At 70.7% G+C, this 21704-nt stretch carries 22 protein-coding genes and 1 tRNA gene; 8 read left to right on the top strand and 15 right to left on the bottom strand.

Features of this window, described 5'->3' with window-relative positions:
* The first annotated feature begins 155 nt into the window (after positions 1–155).
* The gene (locus CITRI_RS0104370; protein ID WP_010143418.1) at positions 156–2114 is read left to right on the top strand and encodes an FAD-dependent monooxygenase; all 1959 of its coding nucleotides are present in this window, start codon (positions 156–158) and stop codon (positions 2112–2114) included.
* 102 nt (positions 2115–2216) lie between these two features.
* Here the strand turns inward: CITRI_RS0104370 and CITRI_RS0104375 are convergent, their stop codons facing one another.
* Both CITRI_RS0104375 and CITRI_RS0104380 read right to left on the bottom strand, forming a co-directional pair.
* Positions 2217–2744 (bottom strand): DUF664 domain-containing protein, encoded by a 528-nt coding sequence (locus CITRI_RS0104375; protein ID WP_010143419.1) that lies wholly within the window; start codon positions 2742–2744, stop codon positions 2217–2219.
* Between the two features lie 14 nt (positions 2745–2758).
* Positions 2759–4102, bottom strand: coding sequence for an MFS transporter (locus CITRI_RS0104380; protein WP_050813582.1), 1344 nt, complete (start codon positions 4100–4102; stop codon positions 2759–2761).
* Between the two features lie 128 nt (positions 4103–4230).
* On the opposite strand from CITRI_RS0104380, the gene CITRI_RS0104385 reads away from it, so the two are divergent.
* Complete coding sequence (locus CITRI_RS0104385; RefSeq protein WP_029139038.1) at positions 4231–5364, top strand: hypothetical protein; 1134 nt, start codon at positions 4231–4233, stop codon at positions 5362–5364.
* 62 nt (positions 5365–5426) lie between these two features.
* Here CITRI_RS0104385 and CITRI_RS0104390 read toward each other — a convergent pair whose 3' ends face one another.
* Positions 5427–6902: a peptide MFS transporter gene (locus CITRI_RS0104390; protein ID WP_010143422.1), complete on the bottom strand. Its 1476-nt coding sequence runs from the start codon at positions 6900–6902 to the stop codon at positions 5427–5429.
* Between the two features lie 88 nt (positions 6903–6990).
* On the opposite strand from CITRI_RS0104390, the gene CITRI_RS0104395 reads away from it, so the two are divergent.
* Entirely contained in the window at positions 6991–7527 is a 537-nt protein-coding gene (locus tag CITRI_RS0104395; RefSeq protein WP_010143423.1) for a DUF488 family protein, read from the top strand.
* On the opposite strand, the gene CITRI_RS0104400 is transcribed toward CITRI_RS0104395, so the two are convergent.
* Genes CITRI_RS0104400 through CITRI_RS0104410 form a run of 3 tightly spaced genes read right to left on the bottom strand, consistent with a single transcriptional unit; the run spans position 7512 to position 11106 of the window.
* Positions 7512–8303, bottom strand: coding sequence for an enoyl-CoA hydratase/isomerase family protein (locus CITRI_RS0104400; protein ID WP_010143424.1), 792 nt, complete (start codon positions 8301–8303; stop codon positions 7512–7514). The genes CITRI_RS0104395 and CITRI_RS0104400 overlap by 16 nt on opposite strands.
* Positions 8300–9946, bottom strand: coding sequence for a fatty acyl-CoA synthetase (locus CITRI_RS0104405; protein WP_010143425.1), 1647 nt, complete (start codon positions 9944–9946; stop codon positions 8300–8302). Before CITRI_RS0104405 ends, CITRI_RS0104400 begins: the two co-directional genes overlap by 4 nt.
* A 2-nt stretch (positions 9947–9948) precedes the next feature.
* A complete protein-coding gene (locus CITRI_RS0104410) occupies positions 9949–11106 on the bottom strand; it encodes an acetyl-CoA C-acetyltransferase (protein WP_010143426.1) in 1158 nt (385 codons plus the stop codon).
* Positions 11107–11538: 432 nt separating this feature from the next.
* On the opposite strand from CITRI_RS0104410, the gene CITRI_RS0104415 reads away from it, so the two are divergent.
* Together CITRI_RS0104415 and CITRI_RS16305 are read left to right on the top strand one after the other, a co-directional pair.
* Complete coding sequence (locus CITRI_RS0104415; RefSeq protein ID WP_010143427.1) at positions 11539–11742, top strand: cold-shock protein; 204 nt, start codon at positions 11539–11541, stop codon at positions 11740–11742.
* A gap of 331 nt (positions 11743–12073) precedes the next feature.
* Positions 12074–12604 (top strand): hypothetical protein, encoded by a 531-nt coding sequence (locus CITRI_RS16305; RefSeq protein WP_010143428.1) that lies wholly within the window; start codon positions 12074–12076, stop codon positions 12602–12604.
* A gap of 82 nt (positions 12605–12686) precedes the next feature.
* Here the strand turns inward: CITRI_RS16305 and CITRI_RS0104425 are convergent, their stop codons facing one another.
* From CITRI_RS0104425 to arsB, 7 genes are all read right to left on the bottom strand, one after another.
* On the bottom strand, positions 12687–13208 hold the full coding sequence (locus CITRI_RS0104425; protein WP_010143429.1) for an ROK family protein: 522 nt from the start codon (positions 13206–13208) through the stop codon (positions 12687–12689).
* Positions 13209–13357: 149 nt separating this feature from the next.
* Positions 13358–14011 (bottom strand): low molecular weight phosphatase family protein, encoded by a 654-nt coding sequence (locus CITRI_RS0104430; RefSeq protein ID WP_010143430.1) that lies wholly within the window; start codon positions 14009–14011, stop codon positions 13358–13360.
* 37 nt (positions 14012–14048) lie between these two features.
* On the bottom strand, positions 14049–15518 hold the full coding sequence (locus CITRI_RS0104435) for an FAD-dependent oxidoreductase (protein WP_010143431.1): 1470 nt from the start codon (positions 15516–15518) through the stop codon (positions 14049–14051).
* Complete coding sequence (locus CITRI_RS16310) at positions 15511–16218, bottom strand: NAD(P)/FAD-dependent oxidoreductase (protein WP_141565943.1); 708 nt, start codon at positions 16216–16218, stop codon at positions 15511–15513. The genes CITRI_RS0104435 and CITRI_RS16310 overlap by 8 nt, the downstream gene beginning before the upstream one ends.
* Positions 16112–16564, bottom strand: coding sequence for an arsenate reductase ArsC (locus CITRI_RS0104445; RefSeq protein WP_010143433.1), 453 nt, complete (start codon positions 16562–16564; stop codon positions 16112–16114). Before CITRI_RS0104445 ends, CITRI_RS16310 begins: the two co-directional genes overlap by 107 nt.
* A gap of 52 nt (positions 16565–16616) precedes the next feature.
* Positions 16617–17060 (bottom strand): low molecular weight phosphatase family protein, encoded by a 444-nt coding sequence (locus CITRI_RS0104450; RefSeq protein ID WP_010143434.1) that lies wholly within the window; start codon positions 17058–17060, stop codon positions 16617–16619.
* Positions 17061–17089: 29 nt separating this feature from the next.
* Complete coding sequence (arsB, locus tag CITRI_RS0104455; protein WP_010143435.1) at positions 17090–18214, bottom strand: ACR3 family arsenite efflux transporter; 1125 nt, start codon at positions 18212–18214, stop codon at positions 17090–17092.
* An 81-nt stretch (positions 18215–18295) separates the two neighbouring features.
* On the opposite strand from arsB, the gene CITRI_RS0104460 reads away from it, so the two are divergent.
* Genes CITRI_RS0104460 through CITRI_RS0104470 form a run of 3 tightly spaced genes read left to right on the top strand, consistent with a single transcriptional unit; the run spans position 18296 to position 20312 of the window.
* Positions 18296–18682, top strand: coding sequence for a helix-turn-helix transcriptional regulator (locus tag CITRI_RS0104460; RefSeq protein WP_083843295.1), 387 nt, complete (start codon positions 18296–18298; stop codon positions 18680–18682).
* 19 nt (positions 18683–18701) lie between these two features.
* A complete protein-coding gene (locus CITRI_RS0104465) occupies positions 18702–19835 on the top strand; it encodes an ArsO family NAD(P)H-dependent flavin-containing monooxygenase (protein ID WP_010143437.1) in 1134 nt (377 codons plus the stop codon).
* A 48-nt stretch (positions 19836–19883) separates the two neighbouring features.
* Complete coding sequence (locus CITRI_RS0104470; RefSeq protein ID WP_029139042.1) at positions 19884–20312, top strand: heavy metal-responsive transcriptional regulator; 429 nt, start codon at positions 19884–19886, stop codon at positions 20310–20312.
* A gap of 151 nt (positions 20313–20463) precedes the next feature.
* Here the strand turns inward: CITRI_RS0104470 and CITRI_RS0104475 are convergent.
* Positions 20464–20540: transfer RNA gene (locus CITRI_RS0104475), tRNA-Pro, on the bottom strand.
* 120 nt (positions 20541–20660) lie between these two features.
* On the bottom strand, positions 20661–21689 hold the full coding sequence (locus tag CITRI_RS0104480; protein ID WP_010143439.1) for an NADP-dependent oxidoreductase: 1029 nt from the start codon (positions 21687–21689) through the stop codon (positions 20661–20663).
* Between the last annotated feature and the right edge of the window lie 15 nt (positions 21690–21704).

Genomic DNA, 21704 nt, shown 5'->3' on the forward strand with positions numbered 1-21704 from the left:
GTACCTCACCGGACGACGGGCGCGGACGCGTCGGACCCAGCATACTGTGGCTCGAGTCACGCGACTGCGTTATGATCGCCACGGAATCATTCAGCACACGGACGATTGGTGGGCGACCCGCCACGCACCTGTCCCCTCCGGCGAGAAGGAGCCTCATGCAATATCACCTGAACGGCTACCGCTACGGCGATCCCACCATCCAGCCCGCGGCCACCGGTCGTGAGGGCGGGCAGGGCCCCCTGCCCGAGGAGGTGGACGTCCTCGTCGTGGGCACCGGGCCCGCCGGTACCGTCCTGGCCGCCCAGCTGGCCGAGTTCCCCGAGATCACCACGCGCGTGGTCGAGCGCCGCCAGGGCCCGCTGCCGGTGGGCCAGGCCGACGGCGTGTCCTGCCGGACCGTCGAGATGTTCGACGCCTTCGGGCTCGCATCCACGCTGGTGGACGAGGCCTACTGGGTCAACGAGACCACCTTCTGGTCCCCCGACGCCGCGGACCGCACGGGCATCGCCCGCACCGGACGGGTCCAGGACGTCGCCGACGGGCTCAGCGAGTACCCCCACGTCATCGTCAACCAGGCTCGGATGCAGGAGATGCTGCTGGACAAGGCCGCCAAGTCCCCCTCCCGGCTCGAGGTCGACTACGGCTACAAGGCCCTGGGCGTCGAGGTCCCCGAGGACCCGGAGGCACTGGTCACCGTGACCCTCGAAGAGACGGACGAGCAGGGCAAGGGCAGCGGCATGACCCGCACGGTCAGGGCGCGCTACGTGGTGGGCTGCGACGGTGCCCGCTCCGCGATCCGCACCTCGATCGGCCGCGCCCTGCACGGGGACGCCCAGAACCATGCCTGGGGCGTCATGGACATCCTGCCCGTCACCGACTTCCCGGACGTGCGCAAAAAGGCGGTCATCCAGTCCGGCACCGGATCCCTGCTGCAGATCCCGCGCGAGGGCGGGAACCTGGTGCGCTACTACGTGGACCTCGGGGACATCCCGGAGGGTGACCGCAGCATCCGTGACCGGACCACCTTCGAGGACATCCTCACCGCGGCGCAGAGGGCACTTCACCCCTACACCCTGGACGCCCGGGACGTGGCGTGGTGGAGCGTCTACGAGGTGGGCCAGCGCGTCACGGACGGCTTCGACGACGTCACCGAACCGGGCAGCCGGGACCCGCGCGTGTTCATCGCCGGCGACGCCTGCCACACCCACTCGGCCAAGGCCGGCCAGGGCATGAACGTCTCCATGCAGGACACCTACAACCTGGGCTGGAAGCTCGCCGCGGTCCTACAGGGCCGATCCCCCAAGTTGCTGCTCACCACCTACTCGGAGGAGCGCCAGACGATCGCCCAGGACCTCATCGACTTCGACAAGCGCTGGTCGAGGATGATGGGCTCCAAGGTCGCGGACCCCGACCGCCCCGAGGCCGGCGGGGTGGCCGCCACGGACGTCGAGGCCCACTTCGTGGCCGGCGGCGTGTTCACCGCGGGCCTGTCCACCGTGTACCGCCAGTCCCTGCTGACCGGCGGGACGGCGCACCAGGACCTCGCCACCGGGTTCGAGGTCGGGACCCGCTTCCACTCGGCCCCGGTCATCCGGGTGGCCGATGCCAAGCCCGTACAGCTCGGGCACGTCCACGAGGCCGACGGCCGGTGGCGCCTGTACGCCTTCGCCGACGCCGCGGACGCCGGGTCCGAGGGTTCGGCGCTGCGCGGGCTCGTCACCTTCCTGGACGAGTCCGCGTCCTCCCCCGTCCGCCGCTTCACCCCGGCTGACTGGGCCGACGACGCCGTGTTCGACGTCCGCGCGATCCTGCAGCAGGAGCACCTGGACGTCGACCTGAACGCCCTCCCGCAGTTCCTGCTCCCCGCGAAGGGGAGGTTCGGCCTGCGCGACTACGAGAAGGTGTTCTCGGCGGAGAGGACCAACGGCCGCCTGCTCGGTGACGTGCCCGGACTGACGGCCACGCAGGACATCTACGACCTGCGCGGCATCGACCGCGAGCGCGGCGCCCTCGTGGTCGTCCGGCCGGACCAGTACATCGCGCAGGTGATGCCGCTGGATGCCCACGAGGAACTCGCCGGGTTCTTCGCGGCCTTCATGGTCGAGCAGTCCTGACCCCTCCCCGGCATCACCCGTGAGGGCCGGCCCGCCCCGTGGCGGGCCGGCCCTCGGCGTACCCGCCCGATGTCAACCGGCACGAGATGCGGCGCCGCGGGCTCAGTCGCCGTCCGGCATTCCCGCCACGTAGGCCGCCTGGCCCACGTGCTGGAGCGCATCGGCGAAGATGCTGACCAGGCGCACCCCCCGCGTGACCGGCGGGTGCCAACCCTCGTCGACGACCACGCCGAGGTCTTCGGACCGCAGCCGGCCCAGGTAACCCGTCGCGGCCTGCGTGACCGCGACGAGGTAGTCCCGGAGCAGGCCCTTGTCCGTCACGACGACGGCCCGGGCCTCGGCCGGTGAGTGACCGAAGCCGTGGCCCTCGGCCGGCACCGTCGGCCCGAAGCGGCCGGACCAGTCCCCCGCGGTCCACGTCTCCTCGACGCCGGCGAGCGCGGCGACCTGGGCGTCGGTCTCGCGGCCGGCATGCCAGACGAGCCAGGCGATCGAGTTCGGGTGCCCACCGGAATGCGCATTGAGCCGGGTGGGGTGCACGTCACCCCAGAACAGGTCGAGCTGGTCGAGGGGCCTGCGGGCCAGGTCGGTGAGGATCTCGGTGGCGTCCATGGCGCCAGTCTGGTCCATGGGCGGGCTCCCCGTCAGGGCCGGGCGGGCACGGGTTCGGCATAGGCGGCCGAGATCCGGTGATAGGCCGGCGACAGCCACGCCACCACCGCCGCGAGGACCATGACCAGTCCCGCGACGAGGAAGACGAGCGCGATCCCCCGGGCCGTCCCCGCGCCCAGCAGTGGTTCCAGGGCCGCGCCACCCTCGGCGCCCCGGGCGAAGGGGATGATCCAGACCTCGGCGATCGGGGCCACCACGAAGGCCGTCACCGGTGCCGCCGCCGACTCGACGGCCGCGGCGAACCCGAAGACCCGTCCCTGGCGGTGTAGCGGCACGACCTTCTGGATGACGGTCTGCTCGGCGGCCTCCACGGCCGGGATGCCGAGCATGTACAACCAGATGCCCAGGACGTACAGCCACCCCCACTCCCGGATGGTGAACAGCGCTCCGATCACCCCCATGATCGCGACGATGCCCAACAGGGTGCGGATGGGGTTGGGCCCCAGCCCGAGGCGTCCGACGAGGACTCCGCCGAGGATGAAGCCCGTGGCTCCGAGGGCGAACCAGGCGCCCCAGAGCTCGACCGTGAACAGTTCCAGGCCGTAGGGGTCCATCAGGGCCAGGTACACGCCGCCGATGAAGTTGTTGAACGTCGTGAACAGGATCAGCGCGACCATGCCCGGAATGTCCCGGATCGCGGACCATGCACCCGCGAGGTCGAACCCCCCGTGGGCGTCGGAGGAGGCCGGTGCCGCCTCCTCGGGCAGGCGCAGGACCGCCAGGTGAGCCAGGGCCAGGGCCGAGAGGACGACGGCGACCAGCACGGTCGGGCCCATCCCCAGCACCCCGATCGAGAGCCCGGACAGGACGGAGGTGGCGATGAAGGCCAGCCCCTGCACCATGCCCACGTAGCCGTTGGCGTTGGCCCGCCGGTCCTGGTCGATGAGCAGGGTGACGGTGGTCGACAGCGCGATGTTCCGCAGGTTCTCGACGACGGCCCCCGCCAGGACGGACAGGGCGAACGCCCAGAACCACGGGCGGTCCAGGGCGTTGCGCTCCTCGGCCGGCGCCACCAGGAACACCAGTCCGGCCACGGTGAACATCGCCAGCGTGACGACTGCCGCGAACCGCATCACCGGGAGCTTGCGGAACCGGTCCACGTAGGTGCCGAAGCTGATCCCGGTGGCGGCCAGCAGCAGCATGTAGGCGCCGCCGATGACTCCGGTGGCGATCACGTTCCGCGTCTCGAGGTAGATCCAGAAGGTGATGGCGAACCACAGGTAGCTGGTGGTGAGGTTGGCCAGGGCAGTGTTGGCCAGGATGCCGGCGAAGGTGCGGTTGCGCTCCCCCGCCGTGCGCACCGGGCGCGTCTGCATGCGCACAGCGTACGCCCACCGGTGGGCCGGGGGCGACGAGCCGGCGTCGTGGTCCCGAGTCGGCAGAACCGGGCACGGAATCTCCAGAAGCAGGTGTGCTTTCCGTCACACGTGGGTACCGTGTCCCCATGAGCATCGACATTCCCTCAGCAGAAGACTTCGCCGAGCTCACGCAGCACCGGCACGCCGCGAGCGTGTCGTTGTATGTTGCGTCGTCCGGGGCCGACGACGCCCGGGCGCCGATCGGCAGGAACCCCGAGGCGGCCCAGGTGGCCCTGCGCACGATGGCCACGGAGGCACTGGCGACGCTGCCCGGGTCCGTGCCCGCCGAGGACCGGGAACGCGTCATCGCCGAGGTGACCGCGCTGGAGGAGGACCGGGGCTTCTGGTCCACCCAGGCGCGCTCCATCGCGGTGTTCGTCTCGCCGTCGGGGTTGCGGGCCTTCCGGCTCATGAACAACCTGAACAGTCACTGCAGCGTCGGCGACCGGTTCGACGTCGGCCCCCTCATCCGGGCCACGACCTTCGCCCACAGCGGGTACGTCCTGGCGCTGACGAAGGGATCGGTCCGGCTGCTGGCCCTGGAGGCCGACGCCTCCTGCCACGAGGTGCCGCTGACCGGGCTGCCCGACGACCTCGGCCTCGAACTGCAGACCGCCGACAACGAGGGCCGCATGGACCGCCAGCGCGCGGACGGGAACCAGCGGCCAAAGGTCCAGCGCCGTGACTACTGCTCGACCGTCCAGGAGGCGGTCCTGCGCCAGATCAACGGGTCCGCCCACCCGCTGGTGCTGGCGGCCAGCCCCGACCTGGAACCGGCATACCGGGAGGTCAACACCTACCAGCGGCTCGTGGAGGAGGGCATTGGCGTCAACCCGGCATCACTGTCCCTGGAGGACCTGGGCAAGCGCGGCCGGGAGGTCCTGGACCGCAACTACGCCACCCAGCTGGCCGCCTGGCGCGAGCGCTTCGGCACGCAGCGCGCCCATGGCCGGGCCAGTGCCAAGCTGCGGGAGATCGCCAGGGCGGCGACCGCGGGCCGGGTGGACGTGCTGCTGTTCGATCTCGCGGCCGAACGCGAGGGCACCATCGACGAGTACGGCGAGGTGACTGTCGCGGAGGAGCCCAGCGCCCACACCTACGGCCTGGCGGATGAGGTCGCGGCCCGGGTGCTGCGTACCGGCGGCACCGTCAAGGCCGTGCGCTCGGCGGACCTTCCCGACGGCGCGCTGATCGCGGCGACGTTCCGTTCACCGGCCTGAGTCCCGGCGGGGGCGGGTGCTGACCGGATCGTCCCGGTCAGCACCCGCCCCCGCTCGGCAGGTCAGTGGATCCCGCGCATGGCCCGGTGCACCGGGCGGGAGATGACCAGCATGACCACGCCGATGGCGATGGTCACGGCGCCGAGGATCCCGAAGTAGGTGCCCTCCGTCTCGGCCGTGTAGTAGCCGGCGAGCGCGCCCGACAGCGCGGTGCCCAGGGCCACCGAGAGGTTGTACAGGGCCACCATCATCACCGGGAACGCCGCGGGTGCGAGCTTGGTGGACAGGGACAGCCCCACCGGCGAGACCATGAGCTCACCCATGGTGGCCACGAGCATGATGAACCCGATCCACAGCACCGGTACCGCGCCCGTGCCGACCATCGGCAGGAACAGCAGGAACGCGGTGCCCATCAGGGCGATGCCCACCCCGAACTTGACCGGGGTGTTCGGCTGGCGGCGGCCCAGTCTCGTCCACAGCATGGCGAACACCGGGGCCAGCAGGATGATGAAGAGCGGGTTGAAGGACTGCACCCACGGGATCGGCATCTCCCAGTCACCCAGCATGCGGTCGAGCCGCGTGTCCGAGTAGAGGGTGATGACGGTGAACTGCTGCTGGAACAGGGCGAAGAAGGCCGCCGAGCCGATGAACAGCGGGATGAAGGCCAGCACGCGGCTGCGCTCCTCGCCGGTGGTCTTGGCCGACGTGAGGATGACCGCGAAGATCGCGATGGCGGCCACGGCGGACAGGACGACGACGACGTCGGCCAGGTTCGCGGCGTTGACCAGCCCGGTGGCCACGGCCACGGCGATCACCGCCAGGGCCACGACGGTGATGCCGATCCACCGGCCGTACTGGCTGCGCGGCAGCGGGCTGGGCACGTGGTGGACGTGCTCCGGCAGGCTCTTGCGGGTCAGCGCGTACTGGGTCAGGCCAATGGCCATGCCGACCGCCGCCAGTCCGAAGCCGACGTGGAAGCCCCAGGTCTGGGCGGTCCAGCCGGTCAACAGGGGCCCGACCAGGCCACCGATGTTGATACCCATGTAGAAGATGGAGAACCCTGCGTCGCGGCGCGGATCGGCCCGCGTGTAGAGGTTGCCGACCAGGTTGGCGACGTTCGCCTTCAGCCCGCCCGAACCGAGTCCCACCAGGACCAGGCCCAGCGCGAGCCCGGGGACCCCCGGGACCAGGGCCAGCGCGATGTGCCCGCACATGATGAGCACCCCGCTGATGAACATCGTCCGTTCCGAGCCCAGCAGCCGGTCGGCCACCCAGCCACCGATGATGCAGAACACGTAGACCATGCCGCCGTAGGCACCGACGATGCCGGTTGCCACCGCCTCGTCGATCCCCAGGCCGCCCTCGGCGACCGTGAAGTACATGTAGATGAGCAGGATGCCCTGCATCCCGTAGAACGAGAAGCGCTCCCACAGCTCGACGCTGAACAGGTTGGCGAGCGGGCCCGGCTGGCCGAAGAACGTCCTGCCCGAGGGGTTCCGCTCAGCGGCGGTGGGTTCGATGGTTTCTGGAGAATGCACCCATACACTTTCCTCCTCTCCTCTGGCCCGTGCAAGTTCACCTGATGGACCCGCTGGACCTGACGGCCGGGGACGTTAGATTCGGGGCATGGACCTACCGTTCTACACCGTCGGTCATTCGACGCGGACGCTGGACGAGTTCCTGGACCTGCTGCGCTCGGTGGACGTCCGGCTGCTCGTGGACGTGCGGCGGCTGCCCGGTTCGCGCCGCTACCCGCACTTCGACCAGGAGGCCCTGGCGGCGTCCCTGTCCGGGGCGGGCATCGAGTACCGGCGTCTTGAGTCCCTCGGCGGCCGGCGGTCACGCGACCGGTCCGTCCCGGAGGAGGTCAACGGTTTCTGGGAGAACCGCAGCTTCCACAACTATGCGGACCACGCCCTGTCGGAGGAGTTCAGGACGGGACTGGCCGAGCTGCGGGCGTGGGGTGCCGAGCGGACGGCGGCGGTGATGTGCTCGGAGGCCGTGTGGTGGCGGTGTCATCGCCGGATCATCGCCGACCACCTGCTCGCGGCGGGCGAGGCCGTGCATCACCTCATGGAACCGGGCAAGGCTCCCCCGGCCCAGCTCACCGCCGGGGCCGTGGTGGATCCCGACGGCGGCCGGGTCACCTACCCCGCGCCCTGAGCGGTCGGCTCCGGGGCGGCGAACCGGTCCACGAGGCGGACGCTCGCCGGGTGCGTGCTCGACCGCGCCACGCTGCGCGCCTCCGCGCGCAGGTGCTCCTCCCAGTCCGGCCCGTAGCGACCGGCGCGCAGCAATGCCTTGGTGGGGCCGACCACGTGGTCCGGGTTGGCCGCGAACGCGTCCTCGGCCTCCGTCAGCCGGCGGGCGAAGTCGGCGGCCGGGACGGACTGGCTGGCCAGCCCCCACTCCACGGCCTCCACCCCGCCCAACCGGCGTCCACCCAGGGTCAGCTCGACCGCCCGGTGATATCCGACGGTACGCGGCAGCAGGTAGGACACCCCGGTGTCCGGGGTGAGCCCGACCCCGGCGAAGGCCCCGACGATCTTCGCCTCGTCACTGGACAGCACCCAGTCCGCGGCGAGCAGCAGGCCCAGCCCGGCCCCGGCCGTGGCGCCGTTGACCCCGGCGACCACCAGCAACCGCGTCCGGGACAGGGCGGTCATCAGGGTGCTCGTCGCCGTCGCCAGGGACAGCAGGAGCTCGTCCCTCTCTCCGGCAGGCACCGAGGCCATAGATCGGACGTCACCGCCGGCACAGAAGAAGCGGTCGCGGCCCGTCACGGTCAGCACCTGGACCCGCGGCTCTGCCTCGGCGCGTTCGAGTTCCGTGACCAGGGCCTCTGCCAGGGGCTCGTCGAGGGCGTTGCCGGCGGAGACGCGGTCCAGGACGAGCCGGACCACCCCCTCGCGGCGTTCGACCCGCAGCGCCGCCGTCACGACTGCACCTTCGGCACCGGGGTCTCGGTGCGCTCGGCGCGCAGCTCGCGCTTGAGGAGCTTGCCGGACTGGTTGCGGGGCAGTTCGGCGACGAAGTCCACGCGCTTGGGCACCTTGTAGTCGGCGATCCGGTCCCTGACGTGGGCTCGCACGGCCTCGGCGGTCAGGGCGGCACCGTCCTTGAGGACCACGACCGCGGTGATGGCCTCGATCCAGCGCTCGTCCGGCAGGCCGATGACGGCCACCTCGGCCACCTCCTCGAGCTCGTAGATGCAGTCCTCGACCTCCCGCGGAGCCACCATGACCCCGCCGGTGTTGATCACGTCCTTGATGCGGTCCACCACCTGGATGTACCCCTGGGCGTCCCGGGTCACCTGGTCCCCCGAGCGGAACCAGCCCTCGGAGAAGGCCTCGGCGGTGGCCTCGGGCTTGTTCCAGTACCCGTCCATCAGCTGTGGGGAGCGGTACTGGATCTCCCCGGGCTCACCGGGTTCGGCCACGCGCCCCTCGGCGGTGACCACCCGGGCCTCGACGAAGTACACCGGCCGCCCGCAGGAGGCCGGCCGGGCGTGGTGCTCCTCCGGGCGCAGCACCGTGCACAAGGGGCCCAGCTCGGACTGGCCGAAGCAGTTGTAGAACCCCAGTCCCGGAAACCGGGACCGCAACCGGCCCAGCACGGTCACCGGCATGATCGAGGCCCCGTACTGGGCCTTCGTCAGGGAGGACAGGTCACGGGTGTCCAGCTCGGGATGGTTGGACAGCGGCACCCACACCGTGGGGGCCAGGAACAGGGAACCGATGTGCTCCTCCTCCACGTAGCGCAGGATCTCCGGCACGTCCGGCTTGGCCAGCAGGCGCACCGTGGCCCCCAGGGAGAGATACGGCAGCAGGAAGACGTGCATGGCCGCCGAGTGGTACAACGGCATCGCCACCAGCGGCCGGTCCTCGGCCGTGAAGTCCAGGGCGATGACCGAGGAGACGTACTCGGCCATCAGCGCCCGGTGGGTCATCATCGCCCCCTTCGGGGCCGACGTCGTCCCCGAGGTGTAGAGCAGCTGCAGTAGGTCCGTCTCGACCGGGCCCGTGCCGGGCTCCGCCCCCGCACCCGGGCCGGACCCGGGGCCCTCGCCCTGAGCGGTCTCCAGGAGGGACTGCTCCCCCGTGCCGGAACCGGGGAACATCGGCAGGACGGTCTCGACGCCGGCCGCGCGGCCCTCGTCCAGGACCTCACGGACCAGCGGGGCCAGGGCGTTGTCCGCCACGATCAACCGCGCCCCGGAGTCCTCCAGGATGTAGGCGAGCTCACCGCCCTTGAGGGCGAAGTTCACCGGGACGTGGACCACCCCCGCCTGGGCGCAGGCCAGGAACAGCACGAGGTACGCGTCCGAGTTCACCCCGTAGGCCGCCACCCGGTCCCCCGGTGCGAGCCCGAGGTTCCTCAACCGGTGGACCACGCGGTCCACGGCCGCCCCCAAGTCGCGGTAGCTCCAGTGCCGGTCCTGGAACCGCAGCGCCACGGTGTCGCCGAAGGTGGACACGGCGCGGCGCACCAGGGCGCTCACCGTGTTCTGCTGGGCCTGCTGGACGGCCGCCCCCACGCCCCTGCCGGTGTCGTTGCCGGTGTCGGTGTCGGTCGATGTCATGGTCAGAGCCTCTCGATGATGGTGACGTTGGCCTGGCCGCCGCCCTCGCACATGGTCTGCAACCCGTAGCGGCCCCCGGAGCGTTCGAGCTCGTGCAACATCGAGGTCATCAGCCGCGCCCCGGTGGCCCCGATCGGGTGGCCCAGGGCCATCGCCCCACCGTTGACATTGACCCGGGTCATGTCGGCCCCGGTCTCGGTCTGCCAGGCCAGCACCACGGCCGCGAACGCCTCGTTGATCTCGATCACGTCCATCTCGTCGAGCGTCATCCCGGTCCGCTCCAGGGCGTGCCGGGTGGCACGGATCGGGGCCGAGAGCATCATCACCGGGTCATCACCGCGGGCCGAGACGTGGTGGATCCTCGCCCGCGGGGTCAGGCCGTACCGCTCGACGGCGGCCGGCGAGGCGATCAGCAGGGCCGCGGCCCCGTCGGACATCTGCGACGCGGACGCGGCGGTGTGCAGGCCCCCGGGGACGATCGGTTCCAGCGAGGCCATCTTGGCCCGGTCGGGCCGGCGCGGCCCCTCGTCCGCGGTGATCCCCGGCGCCTGGGGCACCGGGATGATCTCCCGCTCGAAGCGCCCCTCGGCCTGGGCGGCCAGGGCCCGCTCGTGCGAGCTCACCGCCAGGTCCTCCAACGCCTCGCGGGTCAGGCCCCAGCGTTCGGCCATCATCTCCGCACCCCGGAACTGGGAGATCTCCTGCTCCCCGTAGCGGTCCGCCCAGCCCGCCGAACCGGTGAACGGGTCCGGGTGGCCGAACTCCGCGGCCGCCTTATTGGAGTACGACAGCGGGATCGTGGACATCGACTGCACTCCGCCGGCCACCACCAGGTCACTGGTGCCGGACATCACCGCCTGGGCGGCGTAGTGCACCGCCTGCTGGCCGGAGCCGCACTGGCGCTCCACCGTGGTCCCGGGCACGGCCTCGGAGCCCCCGGCCGCCAGCCAGGCGTTGCGGGCGATGTCCATCGCCTGCGGGCCCAGCTGGTCGATGCACCCCAGGATCACCTCGTCGTACTCGGCGGAGTCGATCCCGGCCCGTCGGACGATCTCCGCGATCGGCGCGGCGGCCAGGTCCAGGGGGTGGACCTGCGCCAGGCCCTTCCCGCGCCGACCCACCGGGGTCCGCACGGCATCGACGATGTAGGCCTCGGCCACGATTGCTCCTCCAGGTCAGGATGGTCGGCGCGCAGTGGCAAGGGGCTCACGACGTGTGATCCGACCCACGTGTACGAGGATGTCCAACCACTGGGGATCTGTCCAGAGCGAGGGAAGGAAAAGTTACCGACCGGTTCGTGGGGGCGTCCGCGTCCGGTCGGTGGTGGCCCCGCCTCATCCCCGGTGTGGTGGGCCCGCAGTGCTGCGTGCCCCACCGCGCAAGAAGTCAGCGGCGTTCCTGGCGCCGCCGGTGGGAACCGCACACGTTCACCTTCTCGCTACCCACCGGCCGTACACTGCGCGCATCGGTGGCAGGCCGCCCGCCCGGTGCGAGCACCGACCCGGCCCGGCCGAGGCGGGCACACCAAGGCCGCCGCCGTGTTTGTCTCACCCAGTACCGCCTGCTTGCCCCCCCGATAGAAAGACACCACCATGGCCACCGGCACCGTCACCTCGTTCAACACCGTGGAAGGGTACGGGCTGATCACCCCCGACGATGGCTCCCCCACCGTGTACGTGCACTACACCGCCGTCTCCGGCGACGGTTTCCGTGACCTCCGCGAAGGCCAGAAGGTCACCTTCGAGACCGCGCAGGGCCCGGACGGTCTGCAGGCCACCACGGTCCGTTCCCTCTGATCCGGTCTGGAACGGCCGCCACGTTCCGGCCCTATCAGATGGGGTACACCCCAGCCTGCCCTCAGGCGAGCTTGTCAAGGCACCGGGGATGAGATCGCGAGATCACCGTCCTCCGTGATCACTTGGCGGCGGCTCCGACCATGGCCCACGCGTGTCCTCGAGAGATCGTTAGGCAGGATGGTCCCTCACTGCGGGACGCCGGAACACCGGCGCCAATCTTTGCGTGGGTCGCGTGAACTTCACCGTCGCCTACCACGGGCCAATCTCAGTAGATCCCCCGGGACACGCGCATCGGGAACATGATGGACTCCACTCTCCGAAGGGAGCGACCGTGAAGGATGCCGCCACCAGCCTGTCGGCGCTCATTACGTCCAAGAGGCGACTGTCCGTTCCCGAGCAGATCCAGGCCACGGTCCATGCCACCGACGGCAGCTCAACCCGCGTCTTCGACGTGATCGCCCGCTCTCCCACCGGTGAGTACCGCAGCATCACCCACGACGAGACCGTGACCTACAACCCCCGCACCCAGGAGCTGGTCCTCGAGCCGGTATACGATCGAGCGCTGCGCAGACACCGAGAAGAGTTCCCGATGGCACGCCCTATCCTGGCGATGTTCAGCCCCCTGGACCTCCCGATCTGGGATCACACCTCGAACTACGAGGTCGTGGACGCCTGGCGGACCGGAGACAATATCCGGCTGGAGTTCGCCGGCCCGGCCGGGCACGGCCATGCGATCGTGGACCTGGAGAACCACATCGCCGTGGAACTGCGGTACCTGGACTGGCTGTACACGGTGCGCGAGCTGTCCACCATGCTCCACGTCGATATCGCAGGGCCGTCAGGGCCTGGACTCCAGAAGTGAACGACCAGCATCCGGCAAAGCCTGGATGACGGCTCGCAAGATCTGCTGCGCCATGTCCGTAGGAGGATCGGTTTGCGGGACGTCAGGCAGCGCAGCCCCGCCCGCATCGTCCGGGAGCGGAAGCCGCCACTGTCTCTGCGATGGTGAGGGGGACAGCTGCTGGAGGGCGGGAGGTATCCAGATCGATCGTGTGGGTCAGCTGTTCTCTGCCGTTGGAATCGGTGATCGCCACCGCGGTCCCGGTCCGTTCGATCCGCTGGTATCTCCAGGGTGTCCGGCCGGGTGGCCTGGCGCGGCAGAGGCTGGCCATGTCCGCGGAGTACTGGCCCAGATCGTGCAGGACCTCCGCCCACCAACGCTGCTGGACCAGGGCCGTGGGATCTGGGTGCGGTGCATCCGGCGTCGTGGCAGCCTCGGTCGACAGCGCCTGCAGCGCGTGGGTAATGATCTGCCGGTCGGCGTCCACGCTGATCGTGCAGCTGCCTGCGGGCTGGCTGAGCTGGGCCAGGTCGTGGCCGGTGAAGTCGATCCGCTGACAGGGCGGGATTGCGTGGCTGCGTTCGGCGTCAGAGAGCTCGGAGAGGAAGGTCCCAATGCGGTCCACGTGCACCTCCTCAAAGGTGAAGCGGGCGGGCCGCGATGAACATACTTGGCGTCGGCGGCGGCGCCCACCGGTGGATCCCGCGGCGTGTGTCACGGCGTGCTCCACCGATGGGTTCCGACAGTCCGGGGTGCGTGCTGTCGCGGAGTTGGTTAGGCCTGAGCGGCGCTGCGGAGTTCGTCCCAGAGGGCTGTCACTCGGGTGTCGATGGCGTCGACGATCGCCTCCACGCCCTCGCGGGTCTGCGCGGCCGGGTCGTCGATCTCCCAGTCTAGGTAGCGCTTACCCGGGTAGACCGGGCAGGCGTCCCCGCAGCCCATGGTGATGACATAGTCCGCGGCGCGGACCACGTCGTCGGTGAGCGGCTTGGGGTACGCGCCGGCCAGGTCGATCCCGCGCTCGGCCAGGACCTGGGTAACAAGGGGGTGAACCTCGGATCCGGGCAGTGATCCGGCGGAACGGACCTCCACACCGTCTCCGGCCTGGTGGGCCAGCAGGGCCGCGGCGATCTGGGAGCGGCCGATGTTGTGCACGCACACGAAGAGCACTTGCGGAACCGGGGAGGCGATCTTGCCCTCGGCCTGAGCCAGGGCACGGAGGCGGTTGTCGGCGAAGTGTGTGGCGGTGGAGGCCAGGTAGGTCCGCACCTTCGCGGTGCGCGAGAGAGTGGCGTAGGACTCGAAGACGTAGCGTTCGACGGTTTCCCGGGAGAAGACCCCGGCGTACTTCTCGGCCAGGTGCTCGGCGTTGCGCTGCAGCACGTGAGTGTCCAGGGTGGTCGGCTCGGATGTGATGGGCTCGGACATGGTCGGCTCCTGCGGGGTGCTCAGAGGGAGGGGTGGGTCAGCAGCAGGCGGGGGCCCGGACGGGCAGCAGCACCGGGGCGGTCGCGGGTGTGGACGGGATGTCGATGGATGCGGTCGTGGGGGCCGGAGTGCAACAGCCCTGGTTGGCAGTGTCGGCGACGGGGGTCGGGACGTCACAGGACCCGCCGAGATCGGTGGAGCAGACCCCGGTCTCGGGCAGCTCCAGCTCCACGTGGTCGGCGGCGGCCTGGTCCCCGGCCAGGGCGGCCGCGATGGAGCGGACCTGTTCGTACCCGGTGGCCATCAGGAAGGTCGGCGCCCGCCCGTAACTCTTCATGCCCACGATGTAGAACCCCGGTTCGGGGTGAGCGAGCATCTTCTCCCCATGCGGGGCGACCGAACCGCAGGAGTGGAACTCCGGATCGATCAGCGGGCCCAGTCGCCTCGGGGCCTCCACGGCGGGGTCCAGGTCCAGGCGCAGCTCGGACAGCATGCCCAGTTCGGGACGGAACCCGGTGGCCGGCACCACCACGTCCACCACCAGCCGTTCTTCCCCGGCCGGGGTGGACGCACGCACCATCATCCCCAGGCCGGTGGGGGTGAAGGCGTTGATGGTGAAGGAGGGGTGGACCTGAATGGTCCCGGCCTCCACCAGCTGGCGCAGCCGGGAGCCCAGGGCGCCGCGGGCGGCCAGTTCGTCACGGTCCTCACCGCCATAGACCCGGGTGACGTCGGCCGAGCGGACCGCCCAGGAGATCCGGGTGCCCGGGGTGTCCTGGGCCAGGGCGCCGAGCTCGAGCAGGGTGTTGGCCGCCGAGTGCCCGGCCCCCACCACCAGCACGTGCTGACCGGCGAACCGGGCCCGGTCGGCGCCCAGGACGTCCGGCAACGGGGCGGTGATGGTCCCCGCCGCGCGGGCCGCGGCCTCCCCCGGTGCCTCCAGTCCGGCCTGGCCCAACGGGTTGGGCTGGGCCCAGGTGCCGGAGGCGTCCAGGACCGCCCGGGCGCGCAGGTCCTCCACGGTGCCATCGGCATGGGCAATGCGGACCAGGAAGGGAGTGTCCAGGCGGCCGGCGGTGCGGGTCTTGTCCATCCCGTCCCGGGACACGGCGATGACGCGGGCACCGGTGCGGATCCGGTGTGCGAGGGCCTCGGTGGCGGCCAACGGTTGAAGGTACTGCTCGACCAGTTCGGTCCCGGTGGGCAGGGCCTCCGGGTCCGGGGTGACCCATCCGGTGGGCTCGAGCAACCGGGCCGCGGCGGCGTCGACGTTGTACCGCCACGGGGAGAACAACCGCGTGTGGCCCCAGGCCCGGATGGCTGCCCCGACTTCTGGGCCAGCTTCCAGGACCAGTGGGTCCAGGGCGCGCTCGACCAGGTGGGCGGCGGCGGCCAGGCCCACCGGCCCGGCGCCGATGACCACGACCGGAAGCCCGGTGGGGTCCGCGGTGATGTCGGTGGTGCTGGTGCTGCTGGCCGTGGTGGTGGTACGGGTGGTGTCAGCCATGAGTGGGCTCCTCGACGAGTGCGGTGGCGATGCTGTCGGCATCAGTCAGGGCGGCCAGGTAGCGTTCAGCGTCCAGGGCGGCGGCGCAGCCGGTGCCGGCGGCGGTGATGGCCTGGCGGTAGCGGTGGTCCACCGCGTCCCCGCAGGCGAAGACCTCGGTCAGGTTGGTGTGGGTGGTGCGGGCGTCCACGACGGTGACGGAGCGGGCGAAGCGGGTCAAGAACAGGGCCTCCTCCATGCCCGAGTCCCCGCCGCCGACCACGGTGTCCTGGTCGCGGAAGAAGAACCCGTCGCAGGTGGCGCACCAGGACACCCCGTGCCCGCTCAGGCTCTTCTCCTCGGGCGGGCCGAGCTCCTCGTAGGCCGAACCGGTCGCCACGATCACCGCCGGGGCCCGGTAGGTCTTCCCGGCCAGGGTGGTGACCTCCTTCAGGTGCCCGGCGAGGTCCACGGTGGCGGCGTCGTCGTACTCGACGACGGCCCCGAACCGGGTAGCCTGCTCGGCCAGTCCGGCCATCAGTTCCGGGCCCTGGATGCCGCCGGGGAAGCCGGGGAAGTTCTCGACCTCGGTGGTGTTCATCAGCGCCCCGCCGTCAGTTCGCGGGAGTGCCGGCCGGGAGCAGCTCGGTGATGAGCTGCTGGATGCGGGTCTTGATCTCGTCGCGGATGGGGCGCACCCCGTCGAGGCCCTGGCCGGCAGGGTCCTCGAGCTTCCAGTCCTCGTAGCGCTTGCCCGGGTAGAACGGGCAGGCGTCCCCGCAGCCCATGGTGATGACCACGTCGGAGTCCTGCACGGCCTCGTCGGTGAGGACCTTGGGCCGGTTGGCGCTGATGTCGATGCCCTCCTCGGCCATCGCCTGCACCGCCGCCGGGTTCACCGTATCGCCCGGGGCGGAACCGGCGGAGCGGACCTCGATCCGGCCCAGCGAGAGGTGGTGGAGGTAGGCGGCAGCCATCTGGGAACGCCCGGCGTTGTGCACGCACACGAACAGCACCGACGGCTTCTGGGCGGTGGGGGTGGTCTCCGGGGTGGTCTCTGGAGTCATCGGGTCATCTCTTCTCGGTCGGTGGGTCACGGAGCAGTCGGTCATGAGCAGGTCAGGGGCCGGGGGTACCGGTGAGGTCGGTGAGCAGGGCCCGCACGCGGGCGTCGATATCGTCACGGACCAGGCGCATCCGCACGGCCCCTTCGATGCCGCGGGTGGAGGGCTCGTCGGTGTGCCAGGTCTCGATGGTCCCTGCCATACCCTCCACCGGGTCGACCTTCGCCTCGTCCCCCAGGACGATGACCCGGTCCACGCGTGCCAGCAGGTCCGCGTCGATGGGCTTGGGCTGGCCGCCGGACATGTCCGCCCCGACCTCGGCGACGACCTCGGCCGAGAGGGTGTTGATCGCCTCGCCGGGTTTGGTTCCGGCGGAGTGGACTTCCACGGTGCCGGCGGCGTGGTGGTCCATCAGGGCCGCGGCCATCTGGGACTTGCCACCGTTCTTGGCACACACGAACAACACGGCCGGCCGGGACGCGGACTCTGAGGTGATCATCTGTTGCTCTCCCCTCGGGGATGAGGGGTTCAGGCGCGGGTCGCGGCGACGGTCTCGGCGCGGACCGGGACGGTGGGGTCCCCGGGGAACAGCCTGCGCCCGGCCCACAGGGACACGTAGACCAGCCCCACCAGCACGGGAACCTCGATCAGCGGGCCGACGACACCGGCCAGGGCCTGGCCGGAGGTCACCCCGAAGGTGCCGATGGCCACGGCGATGGCCAGTTCGAAGTTGTTGCCCGCGGCGGTGAAGGCCACCGTGGTGGCCTTCGCGTAATTCAGCCCCACCGCCTTGGAGGCGATCAGGGCGATGCCGAACATCAGCACGAAATAGGCCAGCAGCGGCAGCGCGATCCGGGCCACGTCCCAGGGGTTGGAAGTGATCGCCTCGCCCTGCAGGGCGAACAGCAGCACGATGGTGAACAGCAGCCCGTACAGCGCCCACGGCCCGATCCTGGGCAGGAACCTCTCCTCGTACCACTGGCGCCCCTTGGCCTTCTCGCCAAGGGTGCGGGTGAGGAAGCCGGCCAGCAAGGGGATGCCCAGGAACACCAGCACGCTGAGCACGATCGCCCACACGGAGAAGTCGGCGGACGTGGTGGGCAGGCCTAGCCAGGACGGCAGCACCTGGAGGTAGAACCAGCCCAGGGCGCCGAAGGCGATGACCTGGAAGACGGAGTTGATGGCCACCAGCACGGCGGCGGCCTCCCGGTCCCCGCAGGCCAGGTCGTTCCAGATGAACACCATGGCGATGCACCGGGCCAGTCCGACGATGATCAGTCCGGTCCGGTACTCGGGCAGGTCCGGGAGCAGCATCCAGGCCAGGGTGAACATCAGTGCTGGGCCGACGACCCAGTTCAACGCCAGGGAAGTGACCATCAGGCGCCGGTCCCCGGCCACACGATGGGTCTCGTCGTAGCGGACCTTGGCCAGCACCGGGTACATCATCACCAGCAGCCCGATCGCGATCGGCAGGGATACCTCCCCGATCTTCACCGCCTCCAGGGCGGTGTTCAGTCCCGGCACGAACCTGCCCAGGGCCAGGCCGACGACCATGGCCAGCCCGATCCAGGCCGGCAGCCAACGGTCCAGGAAGGACATCTCCTTCATCACGCCGTGCTGGGCGGCCGGCGGTGCGGTGGTGGGGACGCTCATGAAAGCCCATCTCTCGTATCGACCAATATCGATGCGAACCCTACCGGGACATATTGGCAGTCGTCAATGTAAGATGGGGTGATGGTCGCGACCACTACTCTTCCCGCTCCCGAGACCACCGACCGCCGCATTGCGACCGCCGGCGCGCCGGGATCGGTGGCGTGTTGTTCCCTGTCCGATGGCCCGATCAACGCCGAGCAGGCCCAGCGGGCCGCCGGGATGCTCAAGGCCCTGGCCGACCCGATGCGGTTGCGCCTGCTCTCCCACGTCGCCGCCCAGGGCTGTGAGGCCGTGTGCTCCTGCGACCTCACGGAGGAACTCGGCATCAGTCAGCCCACCGTCAGCCACCACATGAAGAAGCTCGTGGACGCAGGACTCCTCACCCGGGAACAGCGCGGCCGGTGGGCGCACTACACCGTGGTCCCGGCCGCCTTCGCCGAGCTGCGTCGGATGCTGGAGCTGGGCTGACCCGCCAGTCCTGGGGACCATGAAGTCCGACGAGGTCGACGTCCTGGTGATCGGCGGGGGTCAGGCCGGGCTGGCCGCCGGGTTCTACCTGCACCGCCTGGCCCGCGACGCCGCCCGCGGCCGCGGCGGACCCGCTCCCAGCTTCGCGATCCTGGATGCCAACGACCGCCCCGGCGGGGCCTGGCAGTACTACTGGGACACCCTGGAGCTGTTCTCCCCGGCTGCCTACAGCTCGCTGCCCGGTTACCAGATGCCGCCCTGGGCCGGGGTGGGCAACCCCTCGGCCGCCGACGTGGTGTCCTACCTGCGCGCCTACGAGCAACGGTACGAGCTGCCGGTGCAACGGCCCGTCACGGCCCAGGTCGTCACAGACGGACCGGACGGGAATTACCTCACCCGCACCGACCGGGGCACCTGGAGAAGCCGGGTGGTCATCAACGCGACCGGGTCCTGGCGCCGTCCCTTCATCCCCCGCGTCCCCGGGGCAGAGCAGTTCACCGGGCGCCAGTTGCACACCACCGGCTATCGAGGCCGGAAGCCCTTCACCGGCCAGCGGGTGGTGGTGGTCGGCGGGGGCAACTCCGGGGCGCAGATCTCCGCCGACCTGCTGGACGCCGCCGCCTCGGTGACCTGGGTGACCCGCCGGCCACCCCGGTACCTGCCCGACGACGTCGACGGCCGGGCCCTGTTCGCCGTGGCCACCGCCCACGTCCAGGCCGCGCGCCGGGGTGAACCCAGCCCCGGCGGGGTCGGCTCCCTCGGCGACATCGTCGCCGTGCCCCCCGTCCGGGCAGCCCGGGACGCCGGGCGGCTGGAGGCCGCCTCGATGTTCTCGGCCTTCACCCCCACCGGCATCCGGTGGGACAACGGCCGCCGGGCAGAGGTCGACGCGGTCATCTGGTGCACCGGCTTCCGCCCTGACCTGGGCCACCTGCGCCCCCTGGACCTGAGCATGGAGGGAACCGTCCCGGCCACCACCGGCACCACGCCCACACGCGCCCGCGACCGGCCCGGGCTGTTCTTCCTCGGCTACGGGGACTGGTGCGGCCCGGCCTCGGCCACCCTGATCGGCGTGGGAGCCCCCGCCCGTGCCACCGTCTCTGTCGCGACCGACCACCTCACCGGCCCCGTGGAAAACGACCGGAAAGACTAGTCCCACGGTCTTGACCTTGGAGTGGACTCCAAGGTTTATCGTTGCCGCATGACGACCCAGACAGTGGTTCAACGCGGCATGCGGATCGGTGAACTCGCCGCAGCGACCAGCCTGAGCCCGGACACGATCCGGTACTACGAGAAGGCCGGCCTGCTACCCGACCCGGCCCGTACCCCGGCCGGGTACCGCGCCTACGGCCCCGAGGCCGTCGATCGACTGCACTTCATCCAGGGCGCCCAGCGGCTCGGCCTGCGGCTCGAGGACATCCGCAACCTCCTGGCCATCCGGGACACCGGGACCTGTCCGTGCGAACCGGCCGCCGACCTGCTGACCCGACGCCTGGCCGAGCTGGACGAGAAGATCAGGCACCTCGAGGTCCTGCGGGCCGAGATGGCCGCCATGCTCGACGCCCTGCCCGCCGAGGACTGTCCCCAGCCCACCCCCGGCACGTGGCTGACACCGGAGAGGAGGTGTTGAGAGATGAACGACTGCTGTGACGACCCGACCTGCCCGCCAGAGTCCTGCGGCTGCGGCTGCTAGGCCACCGGCCCGGTCCATCCCGGGAACGCCGACAGCCCGGACCCTTGATCATGGGTCCGGGCTGTCGCTGATCTCTTGGGAGATCACATGGTCGGGCTAGCGGGATTCGAACCCACGACCTCCTGACCCCCAGTCAGGCGCGCTACCAAGCTGCGCCATAGCCCGTGAGGAGAACGCCTGCGGCGTTTTCCACCGGACTCACTCTACCCCATCGCGGGCGGTGCCGTGGACACGCCACGATGCGGTGAGCCGCGGCCGTGGGACCGGCCCCCTTCCGCCCCTGGATCAGGTGAGCCTGACGATCATCTTGCCCCGGTTCTCGCCGCGCATCATGGCCAGGAACGCCTCGACGGTGCGGTCGAGACCGTCCATCACCGTCTCCTCGAAGACGACCTCCCCGGAGGACAACCACCCGGTCATCCGCTCCTGGAACTCCTCCACCGCCCCGGGGTGGGCGGCGGCCACCTCCGTGACGATGAAGCCCTGCATGCGCAGCCGACGGGTGAGGACGTTGCCGAGGTTGTCCGGCCCGGGCGGGCGCTGCGTGGCGTTGTACCCGGAGATCTGCCCGCACAGGGCGATCCTGCCGAAGTCGGCCATGACGTCCAGGGCCGCCTCGAGGTGGTCCCCGCCCACGTTGTCGAAGAACACGTCCACCCGGTCCTGGCCGACGGCCCCCGCCAACTGCTCCCGGATCGGCGCGTCCCTGTAGTTGAGCGCCACGTCATAGCCGTACTGCTGCGTGAGGGCGGTCGTCTTCTCCGTCGTGCCGGCCGAGCCGATCACCCTGGCTGCCCCCAGCAGCCGGGCGATCTGACCCACGGCGGTGCCCACGGCACCGGCGGCGCCCGAGACCAGGACGGTGTCCCCTTCCCGAAGCCCGGTGATCCTGGTCAGGCCGAGGTACGCGGTCATGCCCGGCATGCCGAGGATCCCCAGATAGGCCGAGTGCGGCAGGCCCTCGAGCGCGGGGACGGGCCGGAAGTCCTCCGCCCCGGCCTGGACCCGGTCCGTCCAGCCGTGCTGGTGCAGCACCAGTGTGCCCGGGGGCAGGTGGTCGGCTGCCGACTCCACCACGCGGCCCACCGCGCCCCCGGTGATGGTCTCCCCCACCTGGTACGGCGTGACATAGCTGCGTGCCGCGCTCATCCGGCCGCGCATGTACGGGTCCACGGAGAGGAACTCGTTGACCACGCGCACCTGTCCGGGCCGCAGGTCTGCGTACTCCACCGACTCCGTGGCGAAGTCCTGGGGCGTGGGCCATCCCTGCGGGCGGGCGGCCAGGCGGATCTGGGTACTGGTGAACGTGCTCATGGACTCACTCCTGGT

The organism is Citricoccus sp. CH26A (assembly GCF_000224415.1).
GTDB lineage: Bacteria > Actinomycetota > Actinomycetes > Actinomycetales > Micrococcaceae > Citricoccus.

What these genes read in the sequence shown, in the direction of transcription:
- CITRI_RS0104395 (WP_010143423.1), top strand. Translation starts at nt 6,991, where the DNA reads ATGGACCTACCGTTCTACACCGTCGGTCATTCGACGCGGACGCTGGAC.
- CITRI_RS0104370 (WP_010143418.1), top strand. Translation starts at nt 156, where the DNA reads ATGCAATATCACCTGAACGGCTACCGCTACGGCGATCCCACCATCCAG.
- CITRI_RS0104460 (WP_083843295.1), top strand. Translation starts at nt 18,296, where the DNA reads ATGGTCGCGACCACTACTCTTCCCGCTCCCGAGACCACCGACCGCCGC.
- CITRI_RS0104430 (WP_010143430.1), bottom strand. Translation starts at nt 14,011, where the DNA reads ATGTCCGAGCCCATCACATCCGAGCCGACCACCCTGGACACTCACGTG.
- CITRI_RS0104380 (WP_050813582.1), bottom strand. Translation starts at nt 4,102, where the DNA reads ATGCAGACGCGCCCGGTGCGCACGGCGGGGGAGCGCAACCGCACCTTC.
- CITRI_RS0104415 (WP_010143427.1), top strand. Translation starts at nt 11,539, where the DNA reads ATGGCCACCGGCACCGTCACCTCGTTCAACACCGTGGAAGGGTACGGG.
- CITRI_RS0104465 (WP_010143437.1), top strand. Translation starts at nt 18,702, where the DNA reads ATGAAGTCCGACGAGGTCGACGTCCTGGTGATCGGCGGGGGTCAGGCC.
- CITRI_RS0104405 (WP_010143425.1), bottom strand. Translation starts at nt 9,946, where the DNA reads ATGACATCGACCGACACCGACACCGGCAACGACACCGGCAGGGGCGTG.
- CITRI_RS0104470 (WP_029139042.1), top strand. Translation starts at nt 19,884, where the DNA reads ATGACGACCCAGACAGTGGTTCAACGCGGCATGCGGATCGGTGAACTC.
- CITRI_RS0104435 (WP_010143431.1), bottom strand. Translation starts at nt 15,518, where the DNA reads ATGGCTGACACCACCCGTACCACCACCACGGCCAGCAGCACCAGCACC.
- CITRI_RS0104385 (WP_029139038.1), top strand. Translation starts at nt 4,231, where the DNA reads ATGAGCATCGACATTCCCTCAGCAGAAGACTTCGCCGAGCTCACGCAG.
- arsB (WP_010143435.1), bottom strand. Translation starts at nt 18,214, where the DNA reads ATGAGCGTCCCCACCACCGCACCGCCGGCCGCCCAGCACGGCGTGATG.
- CITRI_RS0104450 (WP_010143434.1), bottom strand. Translation starts at nt 17,060, where the DNA reads ATGATCACCTCAGAGTCCGCGTCCCGGCCGGCCGTGTTGTTCGTGTGT.
- CITRI_RS0104375 (WP_010143419.1), bottom strand. Translation starts at nt 2,744, where the DNA reads ATGGACCAGACTGGCGCCATGGACGCCACCGAGATCCTCACCGACCTG.
- CITRI_RS0104445 (WP_010143433.1), bottom strand. Translation starts at nt 16,564, where the DNA reads ATGACTCCAGAGACCACCCCGGAGACCACCCCCACCGCCCAGAAGCCG.
- CITRI_RS0104480 (WP_010143439.1), bottom strand. Translation starts at nt 21,689, where the DNA reads ATGAGCACGTTCACCAGTACCCAGATCCGCCTGGCCGCCCGCCCGCAG.